This is a genomic window from Lentzea kentuckyensis (assembly GCF_002150765.1).
Taxonomy (GTDB): Bacteria; Actinomycetota; Actinomycetes; order Mycobacteriales; family Pseudonocardiaceae; genus Lentzea; species Lentzea kentuckyensis.
The window spans coordinates 1-23184 of record NZ_MUYM01000022.1 but is presented as its reverse complement, the minus strand read 5'-3'; the positions used below and the strand labels follow the sequence as shown (position 1 = coordinate 23184).

General features: G+C 70.7%; 16 protein-coding genes and 1 pseudogene. 11 read left to right on the top strand and 6 right to left on the bottom strand.

Translation table 11 applies throughout. The annotated features are described in order from the left end of the window. Positions 1 to 101 precede the first annotated feature (101 nt). Entirely contained in the window at positions 102 to 1400 is a 1299-nt protein-coding gene (locus tag B0F77_RS13435) for an alpha/beta hydrolase (protein WP_086663210.1), read from the top strand. Then, on the top strand, positions 1397 to 3841 hold the full coding sequence (locus B0F77_RS13430; RefSeq protein WP_086663209.1) for a rhomboid family intramembrane serine protease: 2445 nt from the start codon (positions 1397 to 1399) through the stop codon (positions 3839 to 3841). The genes B0F77_RS13435 and B0F77_RS13430 overlap by 4 nt, the downstream gene beginning before the upstream one ends. Before the next feature lie 4 nt (positions 3842 to 3845). Here B0F77_RS13430 and B0F77_RS13425 read toward each other — a convergent pair whose 3' ends face one another. Both B0F77_RS13425 and B0F77_RS13420 read right to left on the bottom strand, forming a co-directional pair. Beyond that, positions 3846 to 4907 carry a sensor histidine kinase gene (locus B0F77_RS13425; RefSeq protein WP_086663208.1) on the bottom strand — a complete coding sequence of 354 codons (1062 nt, stop codon included), beginning with the start codon at positions 4905 to 4907 and terminating at the stop codon, positions 3846 to 3848. Continuing rightward, positions 4904 to 5557: a response regulator gene (locus B0F77_RS13420; protein WP_086663207.1), complete on the bottom strand. Its 654-nt coding sequence runs from the start codon at positions 5555 to 5557 to the stop codon at positions 4904 to 4906. The genes B0F77_RS13425 and B0F77_RS13420 overlap by 4 nt, the downstream gene beginning before the upstream one ends. Positions 5558 to 5730: 173 nt before the next feature. Between B0F77_RS13420 and B0F77_RS13415 the strand changes: the two genes are divergently transcribed. Beyond that, on the top strand, positions 5731 to 6225 hold the full coding sequence (locus B0F77_RS13415; protein ID WP_158102681.1) for a DUF2076 domain-containing protein: 495 nt from the start codon (positions 5731 to 5733) through the stop codon (positions 6223 to 6225). Between the two features lie 52 nt (positions 6226 to 6277). Here B0F77_RS13415 and B0F77_RS13410 read toward each other — a convergent pair whose 3' ends face one another. Then, a complete protein-coding gene (locus tag B0F77_RS13410; protein WP_211293770.1) occupies positions 6278 to 8314 on the bottom strand; it encodes a galactose oxidase family protein in 2037 nt (678 codons plus the stop codon). 132 nt (positions 8315 to 8446) lie between these two features. Here B0F77_RS13410 and B0F77_RS13405 point away from each other — a divergent pair. The 4 genes and pseudogenes from B0F77_RS13405 to B0F77_RS13390 all read left to right on the top strand — a co-directional run. Further along, positions 8447 to 8965: pseudogene (locus tag B0F77_RS13405) on the top strand (ATP-binding cassette domain-containing protein); the annotation flags it as partial. Positions 8966 to 9189: 224 nt separating this feature from the next. Then, positions 9190 to 10188: an ABC transporter permease gene (locus B0F77_RS13400; protein WP_086663204.1), complete on the top strand. Its 999-nt coding sequence runs from the start codon at positions 9190 to 9192 to the stop codon at positions 10186 to 10188. A gap of 45 nt (positions 10189 to 10233) precedes the next feature. Further along, a complete protein-coding gene (locus B0F77_RS13395; protein WP_169730932.1) occupies positions 10234 to 10632 on the top strand; it encodes a GntR family transcriptional regulator in 399 nt (132 codons plus the stop codon). Continuing rightward, positions 10629 to 11498, top strand: coding sequence for an ATP-binding cassette domain-containing protein (locus tag B0F77_RS13390; RefSeq protein WP_086663202.1), 870 nt, complete (start codon positions 10629 to 10631; stop codon positions 11496 to 11498). The genes B0F77_RS13395 and B0F77_RS13390 overlap by 4 nt, the downstream gene beginning before the upstream one ends. Before the next feature lie 138 nt (positions 11499 to 11636). Here the strand turns inward: B0F77_RS13390 and B0F77_RS13385 are convergent, their stop codons facing one another. Continuing rightward, positions 11637 to 12497, bottom strand: a complete 861-nt coding sequence (locus tag B0F77_RS13385; protein ID WP_086663201.1) for a DUF4394 domain-containing protein — start codon at positions 12495 to 12497, stop codon at positions 11637 to 11639. Positions 12498 to 12584: 87 nt separating this feature from the next. Next, positions 12585 to 13445: a DUF4394 domain-containing protein gene (locus B0F77_RS13380; protein ID WP_086663292.1), complete on the bottom strand. Its 861-nt coding sequence runs from the start codon at positions 13443 to 13445 to the stop codon at positions 12585 to 12587. A 152-nt stretch (positions 13446 to 13597) separates the two neighbouring features. Here B0F77_RS13380 and B0F77_RS13375 point away from each other — a divergent pair, with 152 nt between their 5' ends. Next, positions 13598 to 14050, top strand: a complete 453-nt coding sequence (locus tag B0F77_RS13375; protein WP_086663200.1) for a hypothetical protein — start codon at positions 13598 to 13600, stop codon at positions 14048 to 14050. A 22-nt stretch (positions 14051 to 14072) separates the two neighbouring features. On the opposite strand, the gene B0F77_RS13370 is transcribed toward B0F77_RS13375, so the two are convergent. Continuing rightward, positions 14073 to 17081 carry an AfsR/SARP family transcriptional regulator gene (locus B0F77_RS13370; protein WP_245848067.1) on the bottom strand — a complete coding sequence of 1003 codons (3009 nt, stop codon included), beginning with the start codon at positions 17079 to 17081 and terminating at the stop codon, positions 14073 to 14075. A 159-nt stretch (positions 17082 to 17240) separates the two neighbouring features. Between B0F77_RS13370 and B0F77_RS13365 the strand changes: the two genes are divergently transcribed. The 3 genes from B0F77_RS13365 to B0F77_RS13355 all read left to right on the top strand — a co-directional run bounded on the left by B0F77_RS13365 (position 17241) and on the right by B0F77_RS13355 (position 22896). Further along, positions 17241 to 18407 carry a PLL family lectin gene (locus B0F77_RS13365; protein WP_158102680.1) on the top strand — a complete coding sequence of 389 codons (1167 nt, stop codon included), beginning with the start codon at positions 17241 to 17243 and terminating at the stop codon, positions 18405 to 18407. Positions 18408 to 18410: 3 nt separating this feature from the next. After that, positions 18411 to 19823 (top strand): hypothetical protein, encoded by a 1413-nt coding sequence (locus B0F77_RS13360; protein WP_086663198.1) that lies wholly within the window; start codon positions 18411 to 18413, stop codon positions 19821 to 19823. Between the two features lie 76 nt (positions 19824 to 19899). After that, positions 19900 to 22896: an AfsR/SARP family transcriptional regulator gene (locus B0F77_RS13355; protein ID WP_086663197.1), complete on the top strand. Its 2997-nt coding sequence runs from the start codon at positions 19900 to 19902 to the stop codon at positions 22894 to 22896. The last annotated feature ends 288 nt before the right edge of the window (positions 22897 to 23184 follow it).

Sequence of the window (23184 nt, the reverse complement as noted above, 5' to 3'; positions counted from 1 at the left end):
GCGTCCACCACTCCCCTCGGGACGCCTGTCGCGCGCCTGTGTCCATTGAGGACGTTAGGCTCACCGGTGCGGACTCGCAGGCTCGCCGACGAACGGAACACATGCTCAGCCCACTGGACCTGTCCCTGATCACCGGACCGCTCCCCGTCGCCGCCGCGGTCGCCGGCGTGCTCGCGCTGACGATTCTGGCAATCCGCCGGAACCGGACGTGGTGGACCCGAGTCCTGCCGGCCGTGGTGCTGGCGTGCGCGGCTGCGGCGGCCGTGCTGACGTTCCTGGTCGACCGCGTGTGGAAGCCGTGGCCCGAGCCGCTGCCCGCGATCCTGGCGGTGTGGGCGGGCGCGGTCCTGGTCGCGACGAGCCTGGCCATCGTGCGGCTGTGCGTCCAACGGTGGTACTGGGGTGTCCTGAGCCTGTTGCTGGTGCCGGTCGTGCTGACGAGCGCGTTCACCGCGGCGAACGCGTACTTCGGCTTCTACCCCACCTCGCGCGCCGTGCTCGAACTGTTCACGAACAACCGGGTCAGCCTCGACGAGGCCGCGAAGCCGCCGGCGAGCGTGGTCGAGGTGCCCGCGGGCGGCAAGCTCGCCGACGTCTGGCGCAAACCCGTGGATCTTCCGGAGAAGGGCACGGTGTCGGAGGCGGGCATCCCCGGTGCGTTCAACGCGCGTCCGGCGTGGATCTACCTGCCGCCCGCGTACGCGGCGACGCCCCGGCCGCGACTGCCGGTCGTGGTGCTGCTCCCGGGACAGCCGGGTTCGCCGCGCGACTGGTTCGACGCGGGCCGGCTCACCGACCGCCTCGACGAGTTCGCGGGGAAACACGACGGACTGGCGCCGATCGTCGTGGTGGCCGACCAGCTCGGCGCACGGATGGCGAACCCGCTGTGCCTGGACTCGAAACTCGGCCAGTCCGAGACCTACCTGGCCCGCGACGTGCCCGCGTGGATCAAACAGCGGCTCACCGTCGACGAACGCCGGGAAGCCTGGACCATCGCGGGCTTCTCCCAGGGCGGCACCTGCGCACTACAGCTCGCCGTGCGCGCACCGGACGTGTACGGCAACTTCATCGACCTCACCGGGCAGCGCGAGCCGACGCTGGGCACCCGTGGTGACACGGTCAAGGCCGCGTTCGACGGCGACGAAGCGGCGTTCGCGCGCGTCAACCCCATGGACGTGCTGGCCCGCCAACGGTTTTCCCACACCGCGGGCGTGATCGTCGCCGGCCAGGGCGACGCGCTCTACCGCCAGGCGAACGCCGACGTGTACGAGGCCTGCCACAGGGCGGGCATGGACGTGGTGTGGAAAGAACTGCCGGGAGGCCACGACTGGAACGTGTGGCGACCGGGCTTTTACGACTCGTTGCCGTGGCTCGCCACGCGAACAGGACTGAGCAAATGATCACGAACGCGGTGCGCCGCATCAACCACCTGATCAGCCGTCTACTCCGGACGGCTCCACTGACGTGCGTGTTCCTCATCGCGTTCTGGACCGTCGGGGCGTTGACCAGCGCGATCTGGAACTCGAACGAGCTGGAGCGCGTCGGGTTCGGCACTGAAAGTCCACTGTGGACTGTGCTCAGCTCGGCGCTGTGGTCGATGGACCTGCTGGGTTACGTCGCGACCACGGTCCTGTTGCTCGTCTTCGGGCCGTTGGCGGAACGCGAGTTCGGTGCGCTGCGCACCGCGGTGATCTTCCTGGCGTCACACGTGCTCGGCGCGTTCCTGGGCCTGGGCGTGGTGCTGCTCGGCAGCGAACTGCGCTGGTTCTGGCTCGAGTCGCTGCAGGGCGAGGTCGCGGCGGGGCCGTCGATCGGCGGGGTGGGGCTCGCGCTGGCGCTGACGTTCCGGATGCCGCTGCTGTGGCGGCGCCGCGTCCGGCTGATGACAGCCCTGTCGGTACTGGTGCTCACCCTGTACTCGGGCTGGCTGGAGGACCTGCTGCGGCTGACCGGTGGCGTGGCCGGACTGCTGATCGGCCTGGTGTTCCTCCGCGACCGCTCGGACGGCAGGCCCCGGTCGCGGGCGGAGACGCGCGTCCTCGTCGGGCTGCTGGTGGCGGCGTCGGCGCTCGGGCCGGTGGTGGCGATGATGTCGCCGTTCCCCAACGGCCCGTTGTCGTGGTTCGCGGACGCCTTGGCGGTCGTGCAACCGGCGAAGGACGACGTGGACATCGCGTGTGCCTCGGACGCGGCCGGGCAGTGCCGGACGATGCTGGTCCAGCTGTCGTACGGGCGGTTCCCGGCGTTGGTGATGTCGTTGCTGCCGGTGTTGCTGCTGCTGGTGCTGGCGGAGGGGCTGCGGCGCGGCCGGCGGTTCGCGTGGTGGTCAGCGCTGGTGTTCAACGTGGCGTACGCCGCGTTCATCGGGTGGTTCGTGGCGGACGCCGCGCGGATCCCGGACAACGGTCTGCTGGAAACCGGGTTCGCCTCCACCGTTCCGGTCCTGGCGCCGGCCGCGATCGCGGTCGTGTTGTTGTTGACGCGCAAGCACTTCGCCGTGCGGCTGCCTCGGCATGCCATCAGGAAGTTCTGGCGGTTCACGGCGATCAGCATCGGATTGCTGTCGATGCTGTACGTCTTCGGCGGGTACCTGTTCCGCGACCAGTTCACGCCCGAGCCGGGTTTCGCGCAGTTGCTGGCGGACCTGCCGACGCGGTTCCTGCCGCCGGGCTACCTCGGGCTCGTTCCGCTGCAGTTCAAGGCGAGCGGCTTCATCGGCGCACTGCTGTTCGAGTACACGGGCGTGGTGTTCTGGCTGATCGTGCTGGTGGGTCTGCTGATGGCGTCGTGGCGCGCTTGGCCGTCGACGTCGGAGAAGGAAGCAGCGCACGCGCGTGAGCTGATGCAGCGGTACGGCGGTTCGTCGTTGGCGTACATGACGACGTGGCGTGGCAACGAGTACTGGTTCACGCCGGACGGCGAGACGGCGATCGCCTATCGGGTGGTGGCGACGATCGCGTTGACGGTGGGCGATCCGATCGGACCGGACAAGATCGGCGCGGTGCGCGGGTTCGCCGAGTTCTGCCAGGAGAACGGCTGGACACCGTGCCTCTACAGCATCGGCGTGGAGACCAGGGACGCGGTGGTCGATCTCGGCTGGGCCGCGGTGCAGGTCGCCGAGGACACCGTGATCGAACTGGACACGCTGGCCTTCACCGGCAAGAAGTGGCAGGACGTGCGCACGGCCCTGAACAAGGCCGGCAAGGAGGGCATCACCGCCGAGTGGTGCACGTACGCCGACGCGCCGTTCGCGATCACCGACCAGATCCGGTCGATCTCATCGGAGTGGGTGGCGGACAAAGGACTGCCGGAGATGGGCTTCACGCTCGGCGGGCTGGAGGAGCTCACCGGCGACGGTGTGCGCTGCCTGCTGGCCGTGGACGCCGACCGCACGGTGCACGGCATCACGAGCTGGCTGCCGGTGTACGCCGACGGCGAGGTCGTCGGGTACACCCTCGACTTCATGCGCCGCCGCGCCAACGGATTCCGCGGCTCGATGGAGTTCCTGATCGCCTCGGCCGCGCTGGACCTGAAAGCCGAAGGTGCCCGTTTCCTCAGCCTGTCCGGCGCACCGCTCGCCCGGCTGGACCGCGGTGAGCGGCCCAGGTTGCTGCAGCGCGTCCTGGACCTCACCGGGCAGGTGCTGGAGCCGGTCTACGGGTTCCGCTCGCTGTTCGCGTTCAAGGCCAAGTTCCAGCCGAGCTACCGGCCGATGTTCATGGCCTACCCGGACGCGGCCGCGCTGCCCCGCATCGCGAACGCGGTCAGCCGGGCCTATCTGCCCCACGTGAGCCTGAGCCAGGGCGTCCGGCTCGCGGCCAAGATGATCAATCGCTCGTGAGAGGTCAGTTCGACCGGGCGAGCGGCAGCCTCAGCTGGAGCCGGAACCCACCACCGACAGCCGGAGTGGCCGTGATGGTGCCGCCCAGCAGTGCCGCTCGCTCCTGCAGACCGACCAGGCCGTGGCGCGCGCTCGGCAGCGCGAGCGTCGGGCGGGTCGGCGCGGTGTTGGTCACGGTCACGGTCAGGTCGGTGTCGTCGTGCGCGATCTCGACCGCGGCCGTGCTGCCGGGGGCGTGCTTGCGGACGTTGGTGAGCGCTTCCTGGATGGTGCGGTAGATCGTGCGCTGGAACGCCGAGTCGACGTGTTCCGGCGCGGCACCGGTCAGCGTGGTCTCGATGCCGCTGCCCGCGACCAGCCTGTCCAAATCGGACAGTTTGGGTTGCGGGGTCAGCTCGGTGACGGAACTTCCCGACGCGCGCAGCAGGTTCACCATGTGCCGCAACTCGTCGAGCGTGTCGACGGACAGCTTGCGGACGTTCTCCGCGGCCACCTTCGCGTTCGGGTCGGTGGTGGACACGCTGAGCGCGCCCGCCTGCACGGCGATCAGACTGACCTGGTGCGACACCACGTCGTGCATCTCGCGCGCGAGCTGGTTGCGTTCCTTGGCCAGCACCGCCTGCGCGTCCAGCTCCCGTTCGTGCTCACGCGCCTGCTGGACGTCGTCGAGGGCGCGCACCAGCCGGCCGAAGAAGATCGGTGCCGCGGAGGTCATCACCGCGTAGATGAACACCAGCACGAAGTCGATGCGCGAGAACTCGTACTCCCCGCCGGGAACCAGGTATCCGGCGGCGGCGAGCACGCCGCAGCCGGTGAGCAGGTAGCGGTCCGAGTACCGCAGGGCGAGGGCGTAGAGGGCGAACACGGTCGCGAGCACCCCGCCGGTGAACGCCAGCGCGGGCAGCGTCACCAGGAAGGCGGCGATCGGCCACCGCCGCCGGAACAGCAGCGCGACCACGGCCACGACCGCCGCGGCGATCTCCGGCGGTGCGGTCGGCCAGTTGAGCGCCGACTCGACGGCGGCGACCGCGATCAGGCCCGCGTCGATGAGCCGTGCCCGGTTCACGCCGTACCGCCGTCGAGCAGCCCGGCGCGTTGCGCCACGAGCGCCGCCTGAACCCGGCTGCCGACGTCCAGCTTGGTGAGGATGGTGGAGACGTGGTCCTTCACCGTGCCGACGCTGATGTGGATCCTGGCGGCGATCTCCGTGTTGGACAGTCCCTCGGCGATGAGCACGAGCACCGCGCGTTCGCGCTCGGTCAGCCGGTCGGCCTGCACCGCCGCCGGTGAACCCGCGCCGGAACCGAGATAGCCGTCCACGACCGTGCGGGTGACCTTCGGGGACAGCACCACACCGCCGGCGGCGAGCGTGCGGACGAGCTGGGCGAGCTGCTCGGGTGCGGTGTCCTTGAGGATGAACCCGGCCGCGCCCGACCGCAGCGCCGTCGCGATGTACTCGTCCGAGTCGAACGTCGTCAGCATCGCCACGACGGGCGGCTTCGGAGAACCGCGCAGCTGCCGCAGGATCGTCAACCCGTCGACGTCGGGCATCCGGATGTCCAGCAGCACCACGTCGGGCCGGTGCAGCGCGGTCTCCTTGACCGCCTGCCCGCCGGACACGGTCGCCACGACCTCGATGTCCCCCGCCGCCTCCAGGATCAGGCGGAACCCTGAACGCACCAGCTCCTCGTCGTCGAAGACGATCACACGAACCATGGCATCAGTCTGGGCCAGACCAGGCAGTACGTGCCATCCGGGTAGTGGCGAGGGCCGTCCCCCCGACCGGCTGGACACCACCAGCCAGGTGGCGGGTATTTCAGGCCGGGTCACCGGTGTCCGCGCACGCGCCACCAGGCCGAGCATGGGTGGCGTCGAAAGGAGTCCTCCCCGTGGACAACCAAGAACGCGAGCTGATCCTCGGCCTGGCCAACCGCTTGCGGCAGGCCCACCCGGCCCCGAAGGACCCGCAGGCCGCCGAGGTGATCGCGCAGTACATCGCGTCCCAGCCGGACGCGGTCTACCTGCTCGTCCAGACCGTCCTGGTGCAGGAGGAGTCGCTGCGCACGCTCCAGGCGCACACCGCCCAGCCGTCCGGTCACACCTTCACCAACCCCGCGTTCGCCAGCCCCGCGCCGAACCCCGCCTTCAGCCACGGCACCGTGCCGCCGGCGGCGGGTGGCGGCTTCCTGTCGCGGCAGGGCCAGCCCGGCTACCCGGCCGACCAGCCACGGCAGGGCAACAGCTTCCTGAAGACGGCGGGCGTGGCGGCGGCGGGCGTGGCCGGTGGCGCGCTGCTGTTCGCCGGGCTGAACGAGGTGTTCCGCGACGACGAACAGCAGGCTCAGGGTGGTGAGGAGGAGGGCGGCTTCGGCAGCTTCTTCTGAGCCCGCTGCCGAGTCCGCTTCAGGGTCCGGACCCGTCGGTCGGTGGCGCGGCTCAGCCACCGATCCTGACCTGCGCCGCCACACTGGGCGTGCCCGCGTTGTCGAGCGCGAACAGCAGGTAGTTGCCCGGCAACGCGATCCCCGGATCGGCCGGGATCACGACCCGGTGCGAGGTCGGTGACACCGCCGTCGAGGACAACGGCACGCGGCGCTGGTCGTTGTCCACCGAATGCGTCACCGCGCTGACGCGCACCAGCGAGAACCCCTTCACCGCACGGTCGGTGCCGATCGTGACCGTGGCCCCGTTGGCCGCCACGGCAGGCGCGGAGGTGATCGCCGGGCGGGGCTTGCGGGAGCCGTCCGGGTTGAGCAGGTAGGGCGGCACGAAGATCTGCCCGTCCGGGTGGTTGGTGGCGCACTTGCCGCACAGCCCACCGCCGCCCGAGAACACGGTTCCGTCCGGCAGCAGGTTCGCCACGCTGTGGTAGTTGCGCGGGGTCGCCATCGCGGCCAGCTTGGTGAACTTTCCGGTCGCGGGGTTCCACAGTTCCGGTACCAGCACCGAGGTCTGGTCGGAGAACGGCACCGGATAGCTCTGGCCGCCGACCACCATCACCGTGCCGTCCGGCAGCACGACGCTGTTCACGTACGCCCGCGCCGCCGCCATGTCGGCTGTCCTGCGCACGACCGGCATGCGGCCCGTGATGTCCACTGTGTACGCGGCGTTGGTGGCATCGGCCTTCTCGTACGCGGGTGCTCCACCGAGGGTGAGGATCTTGCCGATGTCGTACATGACCGCGTTGCCGTTCATGGCATCCCGGCTGTCTCCACGGGCACCCGCGTCGGTGACCTTGCCCTGGCCCGCGGTGTCGACCCAGTGCATCGCCGCGCTCGGTCCCGCGTGGAAGACCCGGCCGCCACTGGCCGCGAACAGCCACGCGTGGTTGTCCGCGCGATAGACACCCGCCGGATCCGCGGTGAGGAACGGCGCCGCGGACACGCCCGGCAACGAGCGCCACTGGTTCGTCTTCGGCGAGTACAGCTCACCGGCCTTCGCTTTTCGTCCACCGGACCACGAACCGCCGACCGTGAACACCTCGCCGGTCGACAAGGTCGTCTGGCCCTGGTACCCGCGCCCGACTGTCATGTCCGGCGCGCTGGACCACGCGTCGGTGCGCGGGTCGTAGATGCTCGTCTTCGTGGCGTCGCTGCCGCCGGTGACCAGAATGCGGCCGTCGGCGAGCATCGACGTGCCGGGGCAGAACATGTCGTGCCCGGTGTTGTCGACCTGGCGCCGGCTGACCTGCCCGGTGGTGAGATCCATGATCGCGGTCTGGGTGTAACCGTTGGCGCCGCCGAAGTTGTCCGTGGTGTAGGCCGACCACGTCAGCAGCTTGTTGCCGGGCAGCACGGCGGACGCCGCCGGCACGAGGGGAAACCCCACCGTCGGTCCCCAGCTTCCGGCCACACTCGGATCACCCTGCGCCGGCGGTGGCAGTCCGGGATCGCCCAGCAGGTCGATCTCCGCCGCACTCGCCCACGGTCCGCGGTCGCCCGCCTCGGACAGCGCCACCAGCCGCACGTACCTCGCGCTGCTCACCGCGAAGCCGATCGTCTTGACCGTCTCGTCGTCGGCCATCGTGCCGGTCACGATCGGCGCACCCCAGGTGCCGCCGTCCGAACTCAGGCGGATCTCGTACCGGCCGATCCGTCCGTTCTTGCGGTCGGACCGCGGCGTGTAGACGAGTCCCGACACGCGTTGCACGGTCCGCATGTCGATCGTCACCCACTGCGGCAACGAGGTCGCCGTCCTCCACCGGCTGTGCCAGATCGTCGCGCGATCTCCGTCCAGTACCCGCGCGGCGGGATTGTCCGCAGTGGACTCCTCGCTGCTGGCGGTGGCGACCCATCCGTCCCTCGGCAGCTTCGGCGCGCCGGGAACCATTGCGGCGGCGGCGATTTCGAGGCGCTGGTGGTGGTCGTGCGCGCCGCCCTCGCCGTGCTCCGGCTTGGCGACCTGGGGGACGACCGCGGCGGCGATCACGATCAACGCCAGGAAAACGGGCCGTACCAGTGGTCTTCGCTTCACCCCTGCAGACCGTACGTTGATCTTGCGCCAGTTCAATCAGCCGTTCGGAGTTGATCATGCGGCCAGGTTGCTTCCGAGAGGCGAGTGTCACGGGTTCACTATTTCCCTAGTGAAAGGTGTAACTTCGCCGCCATGAACTCACGAAGTCGGCCAAGCCTGGCGCTTCCTGTCGTCGCCACCGGCCTGGGCAAGCGCTACCGAAGGGGCTGGGCACTGCGGGAGACGTCGCTGGTGATCCCCGGCAACCGGATCGTCGCCCTGGTCGGCCCGAACGGCGCGGGCAAGAGCACGCTGATGGGACTGATCACCGGGTTGCTGCGGCCGACGACCGGCGGGATCACCGTCTTCGGTGACTCTCCGACGGGCAGGGGACTGCACCCGGCGGTGGCCTACCTGGCTCAGCAGAAACCGCTGTACCAGCAGTTCACCGTGCGGGAGACGTTGACGTTCGGGGCGCGGACCAACCCCACCTGGGACCAACGATACGCCGAACACCTGACCGAGCAGGCCGCCGTGCCGATGGACGCGAAGATCGGCACCCTGTCCGGCGGGCAGCGCACCCGCGTCGCGCTGGCACTGGCGCTGGGCAAGCGCCCGCGGCTGCTGCTGCTCGACGAACCGCTGGCCGATCTGGACCCGCTGGCCCGCGAGACCGTGCTGCGCGCGCTGATCACCGAGGCGAGGACCCAGGGCATCACCGTGCTGCTGTCCTCGCACGTGCTGGCGGAGCTGGAAGGCGTGTGCGACCACCTCGTGCTGCTCCACAAAGGACAGATCCTGCTGGCCGGGGACGTCGACCAGCTCAGCGCCGACGGCACGCCGCTCGGTGAACTGGCCCTGAACCGCATGCGTCAAGCAGCACAGGAGGAAGCGGCATGATCTGGGTCTCCTGGCGCCGGCAACGCGCGCAACTGCTCACCCTGCTCGGCATTCTGGTCGTCGGCGCCGGCGTCATCACCCTGCTGCGGTCGAACATGATCGACGCCCTCGCCTCGGCGCAGCTCACCGGCTGCGTGACGCTGCCGCTCGAGCAGTGCCCGGCGCCGGCGCCGGCCGTGAAGAGCTTCGCGGAGGAGTGGGCGAACCCGCTGGACCTGGGGCGGGCATTGATCATCTTCGGCCCCGCCCTGATCGGCGTCTTCATCGGGGCTCCCCTCTTCGCCCGGGAACTGGAACAGGGCACCCACGTGCTGGCCTTCACCCAGTCGGTGAGTCGTACCCGGTGGATGCTGAGCAAGCTGGTCATCGCGCTGGTGCCCGCGCTGGTCGTGCTGACCGTGCTCCAGATCATGGTCTCGTCGTGGCTGTCCGCGGCCGGCACGCTGGGTCCGCTGATGAACGGTCCGTTCGCGGACCTGACCTTCGGCATCCAGCACGTCTCCCCGGCCGGCTACGCGCTGTTCGCCTTCGCTCTCGGCACCTTCGTCGGCGTCGTGTCCCGCCGCACGCTGGTGGCGATGACCGCGGGGCTCGGCGTGTTCGTCGTCGTGCGCTTCGCCCTCTCCAGCCTGGTGGAGCGCCTGATTCCCACCCAGCACGTGGAGGCGGCGCTCGGCACGGACATGAGCGTGCGCAAGGACGGCGGTCTGGTGATCGCATCGGGCTTCGCCGACGCCGCCGGACGACCGATCCCCGCCGACCGCGCCACCGAACTGAACCAGGCCTGCAAAACCTCGAGCGGGCCGATCGGAGGGGAGGACGTGCAGGAGAAGTACCTGGCGTGCCTGCCGAAGTCCGGTATCGCCAAGCTGTACGCGGACTACATCCCGGCGAGCCAGGCCTGGCAGGTGCACCTGGTCGACGCGGCGATCTACGGCGGGCTCGCCGTCCTGCTGCTGGCAGGTACCGCCTGGGTGCTGCGGCGGCAGAGTTGAGCGTGGTGGAGGCCCTGAACTGCGAGAGCACCTATGCTGACCGATGTGATCGAGTTCCGGATCGACCGGCGGTCCGGGGTCTCCACCTACGTCCAGATCGTCCAGCAGGTCAAACAAGCCATGCGACTGGGTCTGCTGACCACCGGTGACCGGCTGCCCTCCGCGCGCGAGGTGGTGGAGGCGACCGCCGTCAACCCCAACACCGTGCTCAAGGCGTACCGCGAACTGGAACGCGAGGGGCTGGCGGAAGGCCGGCGCGGCCTGGGCACCTTCGTGACCACCTCGCTGTCCTCCGAGGCGACCGCCGGCGACGACGCACCGCTGCGCCAGGACCTGGCCGGCTGGATGGGCCACGCCAGGGAGAGCGGCCTCGTCGTCGAGGACGTCGACGCCCTGTACGTGGCGGTCCGCGACGAGCACTACCCCGCCGAGGAACGATCATGATCCCCCTGACCGCCACCGCCCTCGGCAAGCGCTACCGCAACCGCTGGGCGGTCCGCGACTGCGAGTTCAGCATTCCCGAGGGCAAGGTCGTCGCCCTGGTCGGCCCGAACGGCGCGGGCAAGAGCACGCTGCTGCGGATGGCCGCGGGCCTCGTGCGCCCGACGACCGGTGAGCTGAGGACCTTCGGCACCCCCGTCGGCGGCCGCATCCACCCGGACGTCTCGTTCCTGGCACAGAACCGTTCGCTCTACCGCGACCTCACGGTGCGCGAACTGGTGCGCGCCTGCGCGGCCATGAACGACCGGTGGTCCACCGACCGGGTCCACGAGGTGCTCGGGCTGCTGGCAGGCGTGGACCACGACGCGAAGGTCGGCACCCTGTCCGCGGGGACCCTGACGCAGGTCGCCATCGCGGTGGCGCTGGGCCGGCTCCCCCGGCTGCTGCTGCTCGACGAACCGCTGTCCGACCTGGACCCGCTGGCCCGCGACGAGACGCTGCGGATCATCATGACCGAGGTCGCCGACCGCGGCACCACGGTGGTGATGTCCTCGCACCTGCTCGCCGACCTGCGCGAGGTGTGCGACCACCTCCTGCTCGTCGACGAGGGCCGGGTGCAGGTCGACGGCGACATCGACGACGTGCTGGCGCGGCACCGGATCCTGGTCGGCCCGGCCGCGGACGAGTCCGCCGTGGCGGGAACGCTGATCAGCGCGACCCGCACCGAGCGCCAGGCCACCCTGCTGCTGCGGGAGCCCGAGCCCGCGCCGCCGGGCTGGGCGGGCACCGAACCCGACCTGGAATCCCTGGTCAGAGGTTACCTGCGGGCGTCACGCGAACGGCGGCGCGAAAGATCACGCCCGGAATGAGCGGACCCGCCACGTGACCGGTCGATTCCGGTCACCTGGCGGGTGCTGCGCGCCCGCGCGGGCTGGTGTGCTGAGCACGGGTACCGCGCCGAGCCACGCCACCCGCCGGCGCGGTACCCACTGTCCGTTGTGGTCGGGTCAGCTGCCCGTCAACGAGATGGTCAGGTCCGCGATCGTGAGCGGGAACTTGCCGATGCTCGTCGCCGTGCCGGTGAGCAGGTTGACGCTGTACAACGTCGCCGCGCCGTTCGCCGCGACGAGGGCGGCGAAGCCGGCCGAGGACGTCGCCTTGCCACCGCTCAGGGTGCTGTAGATGTCGAAGCCCGCGTCGGTGGCGTCGACGGTGAGCTTGCCGGTGGCGGTCAGCAGGCCGTTGTTCGCCGGCGACTGGATCAGCACCTCGTCGGTGATCGTGCCGATGTCGAACAGCGTGGTGGCGGTGTCCGGGTTCAGGTCGTTGTTGGTGTACGCGGCGGCCGTCACGCCCCTGGTCGGGCCCAGCGCGGGCGGCGTGGACAGGATGGCGTCCTCGGTCGTGGTGTGGTCACCGAGGTTGTGCCGCAGGTTCTGGCCGGTGTCGCTGACGACGCGGAGGCGGTCGACCGCCGGGTTGAAGTCCACGCCGAACTTCGTGCCGTACAAGGGGACGCTGAGCTGCGAGACCTTCGTGACGACCGGGTCCGAGGCCGGCGTCGGCGGGAGCTTGACCGTGTAGATGCCACCGTTGTTGCCCACCAGGTACATCAGTCCGTCCTGGACCCGGTAGTCCAGGCCGATCGCCGCGGTGTCACCGGAGAAGCCCTGGATCTGCCGCACCCAGTCCAGCACCTGCGGCTTGTCGGTCGTGAACGTCGCCATCAACGTGCCGTCGCCCGAGATGCCGAACGCCCGCAGCCCCGCCGGTTGCGCGGCGCTGCTCCCGCCACCGCTGACCACCGCGGCCAGCACCGACACCACCACGGCCGCCGCGGCGACGCCCCTCTTCGCCTGTGCCCTCATCAGCCCCACTCCCTGTAGGAAAAGCCTGTGGCACAAGCTATTGATCGGGACTGGACGTCGACTGGACGGCCGTGGTGAGAGCGTGGATCAGTATCCGTTCAGCGAGATCGCCAGGTCCGTGATCGACAGCGGGAACTTGCCGATGCCGGTCGCCGTGCCGTTGAGCAGGTTGACGCTGTAGAGCGAAGCGCTGCCGTCAGGTGCGACGAGAGTGGCGAAGCCCGCGACCGAGACCGCCTTGCCACCACTGAGATTGCTGAAGATGTCGAAGCCGGCGTTGGCGGCGGCGTCCACGGTGAGACTGCCGGTCGGTGCCAGGGTGCCGTTGTTGGCCGGTGACTGGATGAGCACCTGGTCGGTCATCGTGCCGATGTCGAACAACGTGGTCGCGGTGTCCGGGTTCAGGTCGTTGTTCGTGTACGCGGCCGCGGTCACGCCCTTGGTCGTGCCCGCCGGCGGCGTCGTCAGCGTCGTGTCGGCGACGGTCGTGTTCGTGTTGAGGTCGTGACGGAGGTTCTGGCCGTTGTCGCTGACGATGCGGAGACGGTCGGCCGCCGGGTTGAAGTCCACGCCGAAGTTCGTGCCGTACAACGCGATGGTCAGCTGCGAGACCTTCGTGACGACCGGGTCGTAGGGCGGGTTGGTCGGAAGCTTGACCTTGTAGACGCCACCGTAGTTGCCCACCAGGTACATCAGTCCGTCCTGGACCCGGAAGTCCAGGCCGATCGCCGCCGTGTCGCCGGAGAAGCCCTGGATCTGCCGCACCCAGTCCAGCACCTGCGGCTTGTCGGTCGTGAACGTCGCCATCAACGTGCCGTCGGCGGAGATCCCGAACGCCCGCAGCCCCGCCGGTTGCGCGGCGCTGCTCCCGCCGCCACCGACGACGGCGGCCAGCACCGACACCATCACGGCCGCCGCGGCGACACCCCTCTTGAGCTGTGCCTTCATCATTCCCACTCCCCTTAGGAAAACCTTGTGGCACAAGCTATTCCGCTGGACTGGACGGCGGTTGGACGTCGATTGGACTTACTGCGCACGCACCTTGCGCACGCCCTGCGACAGGCACCACATTGGGAGAACGCAAGTTCGAGGGGGCAGTGATGGGGTTCGACCACAGGAAGACGGCGGTCGTGGGATGCGCGATGTTGTTCGCCGCCGGGCTCACCACCGGCACCGCGGGCGCCGTGCAGGAGACCAAGTGTTCAACGCCGGTGCACACGTCCGTGTCCGTGCACCTGGCCAATCCAGGCCGGTGGGCTTACGAGTACTACGTGACGTGGTGTGTGGAGGGCGGCGAGATCACCGCCATCACACCGCACGTCACGCATGACCAGGACGGCACCACGTGCGGCTGGGTCACCAGCGCGGAGGAGTCGAACACCCGGCTGGAGGACGGCACCGGGGCGTGGCGGACGTTCAACATGTCCGAGTTCTCCTGCAAGAACGGCGACGGCACCGACGGGACCGTCAATCCGTGGGGTTTCATCCACGTGTGGCCGAACGGCACCAGCCGCGTCATGCGCAAGGGCATCGGGGACCTCGTCGTGGACTGACCCGATGGACTGACCCGGTGGACTAACCCGGATCCAGCTCCGCGAGCACGGACCGGGCCCGGTCGCGCAGTCCGAGGTACCCCGCTCGCTCGGCCAGGGCGAGCGCCTGCCTGGCCGGCCCGGGATCCGCGGTGGCCGTCGCCAGGCCGATGAGGACGTCGATCTCCGGGTACCGGTCGCCGGTACCGCGGACCACCTCGAGCGCCTGGCGGTACCGGCGCACCGCGTCCGTCCGGTGCCCGAGTGCGAGGTCCACGGCGGCGAACGCGGCCAGCGCCTCCACCTCGGTCCGCGGGTCACCGGTCTCCTGCGCCAGCGCGAGGCCGGTGCGCGCGTGGTCGAGTGCCTCCGCGCGGCGGCCCAGGTCGAGGAACGTCACGGCGAGCCGGCTGCGTTCCTGGGCCTCGCCGTTGCGGTTGCCGGCCTCGTGGTGCAGGGAGAGCGCGCGGGTGAGCAGTTCGACCGCTTCGGCGTGCAGCCCGCGGGCGCGCTGCGTCTCACCGAGGTTGCCGAGGTTGAGCGCCTCGCCGTAGTGCGACCCGATCTCCCGGTACCGGTGCAGCGCCAGCGTGTAGTGCTCGGCCGCCTGCGCCAGCCGGCCCATCTCCCAGTGCACGAGGCCGAGGTTGCCGAGCGCGACGGCTTCACCCGCGGGCTGTCCCATGCCGCGGCTCAGCGCGAGGCAACGGCTGAAGCGGACCGCGGCGGCGTTCAGCCGGCCGGACTGCGAGTAGACGCCACCGAGGTTGCCGAGCACGGCGGCCTGGGCCTCGAACCAGCCCGCCTGCCGCGCCAGCAGTTGCGCGTGCGTGTAGTGCCGGACGGCCTCCCGGTACCTGCCCTGACGGAAGTACAGGTCGGCGAGGCTGAGCCGGGCGGCGGCCCGTTCGCGCGGCTCGCCCTCCTCCTCGGCCGCGGCCAGCGCCGCCTCCGCGACGGCCAGCCACTCGACCTGACGCGTGCACATCCAGAAGTAGCCGCGCAGAGCGTCGGCGAGCAGCCAGGCCGCGGGTCGTGGCCCGGTCCTGACCGCCGCGACGAGGTTGCCCAGCTCGGACTCCAGCCAGGCCGACGCCTCCGCCGGCGTGCTCACCCCGGCCGGCGTCCTGGCCTCCACCGCCGGCACCGGCAGCCGCAGCATGTGCGGGTAGAGCAGCCGGGCGGCACCGTCGACCGCACCCAGATACCAGTCGTACAACCGGCCCAGCGCGGCCCGCAGGTCCTGATCGGTCTCCGCGCGTTCGGCCGCGTACCGGCGCAGCAGGTCGTGAAAGCCGTACCGGCCGGGCGCGTGCGGTTCGACGAGGTGGGCGCCGGCGAGCCGATCCAGCAGTCGCGCCGCCTGCTCCGGTTCCGTGCCGATCAGCGCTCCGACCGCCTCGACGCCGACGTCGACGCCTGGCACGAGACTCAGCAACCGGAACAACCGCTGCGTCTCGGCGGGCAGTGCGGCGTAGGAGAGGTCGAACGCGGTGCGCACCGCGGTGTGCTCATCGCCCTGCACGGCGAGGGCCGTCAACAGGTTGCTGTCCCTCAGGTCGGCTACGTGGTCGTTGATCCCCCGGTGCGGGTGGTCGGCGAGGTTGGCGGCCGCGATCCGCAACGCGAGCGGGAGGTAGGCGCACAGCTTGGCGAGTTCCGCGGCCGCCACCGGTTCGGCCCGGATCCGCTCGGGCCCCAGCACGCTCGCCAGCAGTTCCATGGCGTCCTCGGGACTCAGCACGTCGAGCGTGACCTGCCGGGCACCGTGCAGGGCGACAAGGCCGGTCATCCGGTCGCGGCCGGTCACCACGACGCAGGCCGGGCCGGCGGGCAGCAACGGCCGCACCTGGTCCGGGTTGGCCGCGTTGTCCAGCAGCACCAGCACTCTGCGGTCCGTCGTCAGCGTCCGGTACATCGCCGCCGCCGTCTCCACCTCGACGGGGACGCGTTCGGCCGGCACCTCCAACGCGGAGAGGAACTGGGCGAGCACCTCGATCGGCGGTGTCGGCCCGCCCTTCGAGTGCCCGTGCAGGTTCGCGTAGAGCTGCCCGTCCGGAAACCGGTCCCGCACGCGATGTGCCCAGTGCACGGCCAGCGCCGTCTTGCCGACCCCCGCCGTGCCGGAGATCGCGACGATCGCCACCGCGCCGCTCGTGCCCGGCGGCACCAGTCCGTCCAATGTGGACATCTGGGTGGTCCGGCCGGTGAAGCCCGCGGGTGGCGCCGGCAGCTGCCGCGGCACGCGCGGGGCCGGCCGGGACCGTGCGCTCGCCACCGGCACGCCGCTGTCGTCGTGCAGGAGAGCCGCGTGCGCCGCCCGGAGCTCGGGGCCGGGGTCGATGCCGAGCTCCTCCACGAGCCGGTCGCGAACCTCGTGGTAGGCCTGGAAAGCCTTCGCCCGGCGGCCGACGGCGTGATAGGCGCGGATCAGCCGGGCCTGGGCGGCCTCGTCCAGCGGCTGGTCCGCGGCGGCCTCGGCGATGCCGGGCAGCACGTCCGCGGCGGCCCCGATCGCGATCATCGCGTCGCCGTACCGGGCCAGCACCTCCCGGTGTCGCGCGACCAGCGACACCACCCGAGGATGTCCGGCCAGCGCGGACAGGTCGGCGAGCGGCCGGCCGCGCCACCACCCCAGCGCCTCGCCGAGCCGCGCCGCGACCCGGTCCAGGCTCTCCTCCCGCTGGGCGTCGTTGGCCTCGGCGACCAGCCGGTGAAACGACATCAGATCGACGTCCACAGCCCCCACGTTGAGCGCGTAGCCGCCGTTCGAATAGGGCAGGACAGCACTGCCGGAACGCGACGTGCGGCCGGGTTCGAAGATCTGCCGCAGGTGCTTGACGTGGGTCTGCAACACGTTCACCGCGCTCCGCGGCGCCCGGACCCCCCACAGCGCGTCCACCAGGTCGGGCGTGGCCACCGACTCCCCCTCGGCGAGCACGAGCAACCCCAGCACCGCCCGCCGGCCGGGTGGGCCGAGCTCCAGCTCCGCGCCGTCGCGCCACGCCCGCGTCGAACCCAGCACCTGGATCCGCACAGACTTGTTCGCCACTGGTTCGAAACTAATTAACCGGCAAAGGCCCCACAAGGACTGTTCCGCGCATACAGCCGGTCTGATCGGTCGAACCGGGATGACACCGAGGTGAAGCCGGGCTGCGGCAGGGTGCCCCCATGGTCGAGTTCAGTGGGGGGCCCGATGAGTAGTCACGGTGTGAGCAGGCGGACCTTGCTCAAAGGCGTCGCGGTGGCGGGTGGAGCGGTGGCGCTGGGCGGACTGCTGGTGCCACCGGCGTTCGCCCAGACGACGACGGTACCCATGCTGGGGACGTTGTCGCACGGCTATCCCGCGGCGTTGGACACCGGGCGGGCGTTGATCGCGTTCGGCATCGGCCCGGACCGCAAGGCCTACCACCGCTGGTGGAACGCGGGCGGCGCCTGGGACGGCTGGGTGATGGTGCGCAACAGCCCGGACATCAAGGCACGGCCGGTCCCGTTGCTGAACGCCAACGGCGCGATGTCGTTGTTCACCACCGACCTGACCGGTCAGATGCTGACCGCCTGGCAGCCCACCCAGGGCGCGGTCGAGTGGAACTGGTCGAACCTCGGCAGCCCGAGCCAGATCGGCTTCGTCGAGGAGGTGTTCCCGGTGCTGAACGTCGACAACGCCATGTCGGTGTTCGCCAGGGCCACCAACGGGGTCATCTACCACAGCTACCAGCAGGGTCCCGGTGGTCCCTGGAAACCGTGGCTGGCGTTTCCCGCCGACGGGGTGGGTCGGCCCTGGGCCGTCATCGGCCCCACGGGCGGCATGGTGGTGTTCGCGCGCGGCAAGAACGGCGGCGTCGTGCACCGCTGGCAGCGCTTCGCGGGCGACCAGTTCAACCCGGTCGACAGCTGGGCCGCGATTCCCGGCAACAACGCCGTCAACGAGGACGTGACGGCGGTGGTCAACCCGAACGGTGCGATCACGGTGTTCGCCGGGTCGGTGAACGGGCTCGCGCACACCTGGCAGACGAGCGCGGGCGGCAGCTGGCTCGGCTCGTGGCAGGAGTGGACGGACAACAAGATCGTCGGCCGGCCGTCCGTCGTCGTGGGACCGAGCGGCGGCATGGCGTTGTTCGCCAAGCGCGCGGGTGAGGTGGACGAGAACCAGCTGATCCACCGCTCCCAGTCGGCGTGGGGCTCGAACTGGTCGGGCTGGGTCACGTTGGAGGACGTCACCACCGGCGAGCCGTCGGGAGTGCTCGGCCGCGACGGCAGGTTGTCGGCGTTCGCGCGGACCAAGGCCGGCCGGATGGTGCACCGCATGCAGGCGACCCCTGGTTCCTCCTGGATCGTCCGTGATGTGTGGGAGAACGACGTCCTGGAGGTGGGCTGACCGATGCCGTTCCCGCAGAAGTTCAAGATGGCGGTCCACTGGAACTACCTGCCGGTCCCCACCGGCACCCCGATGGGTGGCTACGGGTGGAACGTGGACCGGCGTTCCGACGGGAACATCGCCAACGACCTCAAGGTCCGTTGCGCGATCATCACCTCTCCGCAGGGTGGGCGGGTGGTGTTCATGCAGGTCGACGTGATCAGCATCCCCAAGCCCGTCTACGACGACATCCTGGGCAGGCTGATCGACCTGGGCGTGGTCGACTCGGCGCGCAACTTCGTGCTCTCCCAGAGCCACACCCACGCGGGCCCGATGGTCGGCGCCAAGCCGGACCCGTACGTGCTGCTCGGCAGCGACAGGGCACCATCGGTGACGCAGGCCTACACCAGGGACCACTTCATCCCGTTCGTCGTCCGGATCGCCCAGGAGGCGCACGCGAAGGCGCTGGTCGACGTGACCCTCGGCTACGCGGAGGGGTTCGCGGAGATCGGGTACAACCGCCGCGGCCTGGCGTGGGCGCCACGCGATGTTCCCGTGCTGGTCGCACGGCGCGCGGACAACTACGACCTGTTCGCGGTGCTGGCCGGGCACGCGTGTCACCCGGTCTGCTCACCGCACGGGCACACGTCGCTGGACGCGGACTACTGCGGCTACGCGATGGACGAGGTGGAGAAGCGGCTGGGGGCGACGAAGGTCCTGGTGATGTTCTTCCAGGGCGCGGCCGGCGACATCAACCCGATGGGACCGGACCAGGGCGGACCGCCGCAGGGACCGGAGATGACCAGGTTCGCCGCGGAACGGCTGGTCTCCGCGATCGTCGCGACCGTCCGCAACGCCGCGTACAACCCGCTCTACGGTCCCATCACGACCTCGATCCAGAACGTCCCCCTCCCCTACGCGGTGGACTTCGGCAACGCCACGGAGGTCCAGGAACTCAGGACGAAGTACGAGGCGCGCAAGGATGAGCCGGACGGGGACGAGGCGGGGACCGGACGACGCCACGCCCGGCGGATGCTCGCGGAGCTCGACGCCGGCAACCGGCCCGGCTCGCTGCCGATGACCATCCAGAAGATCGACCTGGGCGGCCTCACCATCCTCACGATGTCGCACGAGGTGCTCAGCGGCTGGCACGTCGGCACCAAGAACAAGTGGGCGGCGAACGGCCGCACCACGCCGTTGTGGGTCATGGCCTATGCCAACCACATCGACGGCTACGTTCCGGCCTTCGACCTGCTCAGCAAGGGTGGCGCCGACGAGACCGGATGGGAGGGCGACCCCGAGGTTCCGGCACCGGGGAAGTTCGCCCATTCGTACTCGCTGATCGCGCCGTTGAAGGCCGGTGACAGCCACACCGACCAGAACGGCGTCGAGGGCAGGCTCGTGACGGCGATCAACGGGCTGCTCGGGCTGCAGTAGACCGAACGGCGTAAAAACCCCGGCGCCCTGGCTCGCCATCCGGCACAATCCCCCTACCAATCGGTGGGGGGACTGGGTGGGCTACGAGTTCAGGGTGCTGGGGTGCCTCGAGGTGGTCGAGGACGGCGTTCCGGTGTCCGTCGGCGCGGCCAAGCTGAGGGCGCTGCTCGCCGCGTTGTTGTTCCGCCACAACGAGAACGTCTCCACCGACGAGCTGGCTCGGGTGCTGTGGCCCGCCGGTGGTCCCTCCAACCCGCGGCGCACCGTCAACATCTACGTCATGCGGCTGCGCAAGGCGCTCGCCGCCGATCTCATCCGCACCACTCACGACGGTTACCGGCTGGAGGTCGAGCCGGACGCGCTGGACCTGGCCGTGTTCGGCGCCCTGCTGGACCAGGTGCGCACCGCGCCCGACGCGGTGAAGGAGCACGAGCTGCTCAGCCAGGCGCTGCGGCTGTGGCGCGGCGTTCCGCTGTCCGATGTGGACGTCGAGCTGGACACCACGGCGTTGTCGGAGCGGCACTTGGCCGCCGTGGAGCGCCGGATCGAGCTCGATCTGGACAGTGACCGCGCCACCGCCGTGACCGGTGAGCTGCGCACGCTCACGGCGGCGCATCCGTTGCGGGAACGCCTGTGGGCGCTGCTGGTGCGCGGGCTGCACCAGGCCGGGCGGACGGGTGAGGCGATCGAGGCCTACCACCAGGTCCGGCGGCTGCTCGCGGACGAGCTCGGCATCGACCCCGGTCCCGAGCTGCACCAGAGCTACCTCGGCACCCTCGGTTCCGGCGGGCCGTCCGCACCGGCCGCGGCGTGGCATCTGTTGCCGCCCGGCCTCGGCGACTTCTCCGGCCGGGCCGCGGTGCTCGACCAGCTCACCGCCCGGCTGACCGCGCCGGGCATGCCGATCATCACCCTGGTCGGGCCGCCCGGCGTCGGCAAGACGGCGCTCGCCGTGCACCTCGCGCACCGGCTGGGTGGCGCGTTCCCGGACGGGCGGCTGTTCGTCGACCTGCGCGGCTACGCGACCCGGCCGCCGGTCAGTGCGGAACAGGCACTCAGCCTGTTCCTGCGCACGCTCGGCGTGCCGGCCGAGCAGGTGCCGCTCGACCACGAGGGGCAGCTCGCGGTGTTCCGTTCGATGCTCGCGGGCAAGCGGGTGCTGGTGGTGCTCGACAACGCCGCCGACGCCGATCACGTGCGGGCGCTGCTGCCCGCGACGCCGGGCTGCGCGGTGCTCGTGACGAGCCGCGACGAGCTGCGCGGCCTGGCGGTCACGCACGGTGCGCGCCGGGTCGGCCTCGACGTCTTCACCGCGGGTGAGTCGCGGGCGTTGCTGGCCGAGGTGCTCGGCGCCGAGGCGGTGGACGCCGAACCGCGGGCGGCGGAGGAGCTCGTGGAGCTGTGCGCGTCGCTGCCGCTGGCGTTGCGGATCGCGGCCGCGAACATCGCGGGCGACCGGCACGGCTCGATCGGCGCCCAGGTCCGGCAGTTGCGCGCACGGCGGCTGGCCGAGCTGGCGATCAGCGACGACATCGCGGTCGGTGGCGCGTTCGACCTGTCCTACGCGGCGCTCGCACCGCGGGCACGACAGGTGTTCGGGCTGTGCGGCCTGGCGCCGGGGCCGGACGTCACGCCCGGCATGATCGCCGTGATGGCGGACGTCGAGGTGTCCGAGGCGGCGCAGGCGTTGCGCACGCTCGCCGCCGGTCATCTGGTCCAGCGGCACGCGCCGGACCGCTACCAGCTGCACGACCTGCTCCGCCTCTACGCCGCCGAACGGGCCGAGCCCGGCGGCGCGCCGGTGCACCGGTTGCTGACCTGGTACCTCGGCGCCGTGCACTCCGCCGCCGACCTGCTGTACCCGGAGATGACCCGGTTGCCGGGACCCCGCGGCCCCACGCGGTTCGCCAACGCGCACGAGGCGCTGGCGTGGCTCGACGCCGAGCGGGCGAACCTGGTCGCCGCGGTCAGGCACGCCGCGGAGCACGGACCGTTGCCGTTCGCGTGGCAGCTGGCCGACGCGCTGCGCGGGTACTTCTGGATCCAGACCGACGGCACCGAGTGGCGGGTCGCGGCGACGTTCGGGCTGCGCGCCGCCACCGCGGCCGGTGACGCGCCGGCGCGTGCCGCGATGTGTCACAGCCTCGGCACCCTCTACGCGGGCCTGAGCGAGTACCCGCCCGCGATCGAGCACTACGAGGAGGCGCTGCGCGTCGCGCGGGAGCACGGCGTCCGGCCGGTCGAGGTGGCCACCACCAACAACCTCGCCATCGCCCTGCAGGACCAGGGCAGGCTGGACGAGGCCATCCGGCACTACGAGAGCGCGCTCGGATCCGGGGAACGCGCGGCGGCGGTCACCGTGCGGGTGAACCTCGGCTCCGCGTACTGGGAGCTGGGGCGGCTGGCCGAGGCGGCAGCCCAGTTCGACGCGGCGCGGAAACTGTTGCGGCACACGGCGTCCCGTCAGGCCGAGGTGGAGGTGCTGGACGGCCTGGCGCGGCTGCTGCTCGACACCGGTGACCACACGGCAGCTGCCGCTCACGCCCAGGACGCGCTGGAGCTGGCGCTCTCGACCGGACAGCCCCGCCTGGTCGCCGAGGCGCACAACACGCTGGGCACGGCGGCGTTGCGCGGCGGCCGCACCGAGCTCGCGATCACCCACCACACCAACGCTTTGCAGGCCGCGCGGGACATCGGCTTCCGCCGCGCCGAGGTGTCCGCCCTGGTCGGTCTCGCCAACGCCCGGCGCACGGTGGGCGACCTGGCACAGGCGCTCGTGCTAGGGGAACAGGCGCTGGAACTCGTGACCGCCGCCGGGCTCGCCCTGCGCCGCGGCCGGGTGCTGCACGCGCTGGCGCAGGTGCACTTCGAGCTCGGCGACCACGAGCGGGCACTCGACCTCGTGCGTCAGGCGCTGCGGGTGCACCGGGAAACCGGTCACCGGCTAGGAGAAGCCCGCTCGCTGCGGTTGTCCGCGGACCTGATGACGCGGCTGCACGGCACCGACGCCGCGGCCGGGCACGGCGCCCAGGCCGACGCGTTGTTCGCCGCCACCGGGGCAACGCCGGGCTAAGCACCCCCACCTTGCGTTGATGGCGTCTGCAAGTACCACCAACTCAACATCAACAGGCACTTACCTCCAACCAACAGGGCAATCACGCCAGGCACGCCGGTCCGGCGCACGGCGACCAGGTTGAGCGTCGTATCGCGGTCATGGTCGACTCGGCGGCAAGCAGATGTGCATCTTCACGTGGCGCGGGCGGTGCCCATCTGTCGGACATGCTGGACAATCCCGGCTCCAGCTCCGGGTCGAGCGCGCCGCACCTGCAAGTTGGTTGTAGTTACGAGCCGATGTAATCGA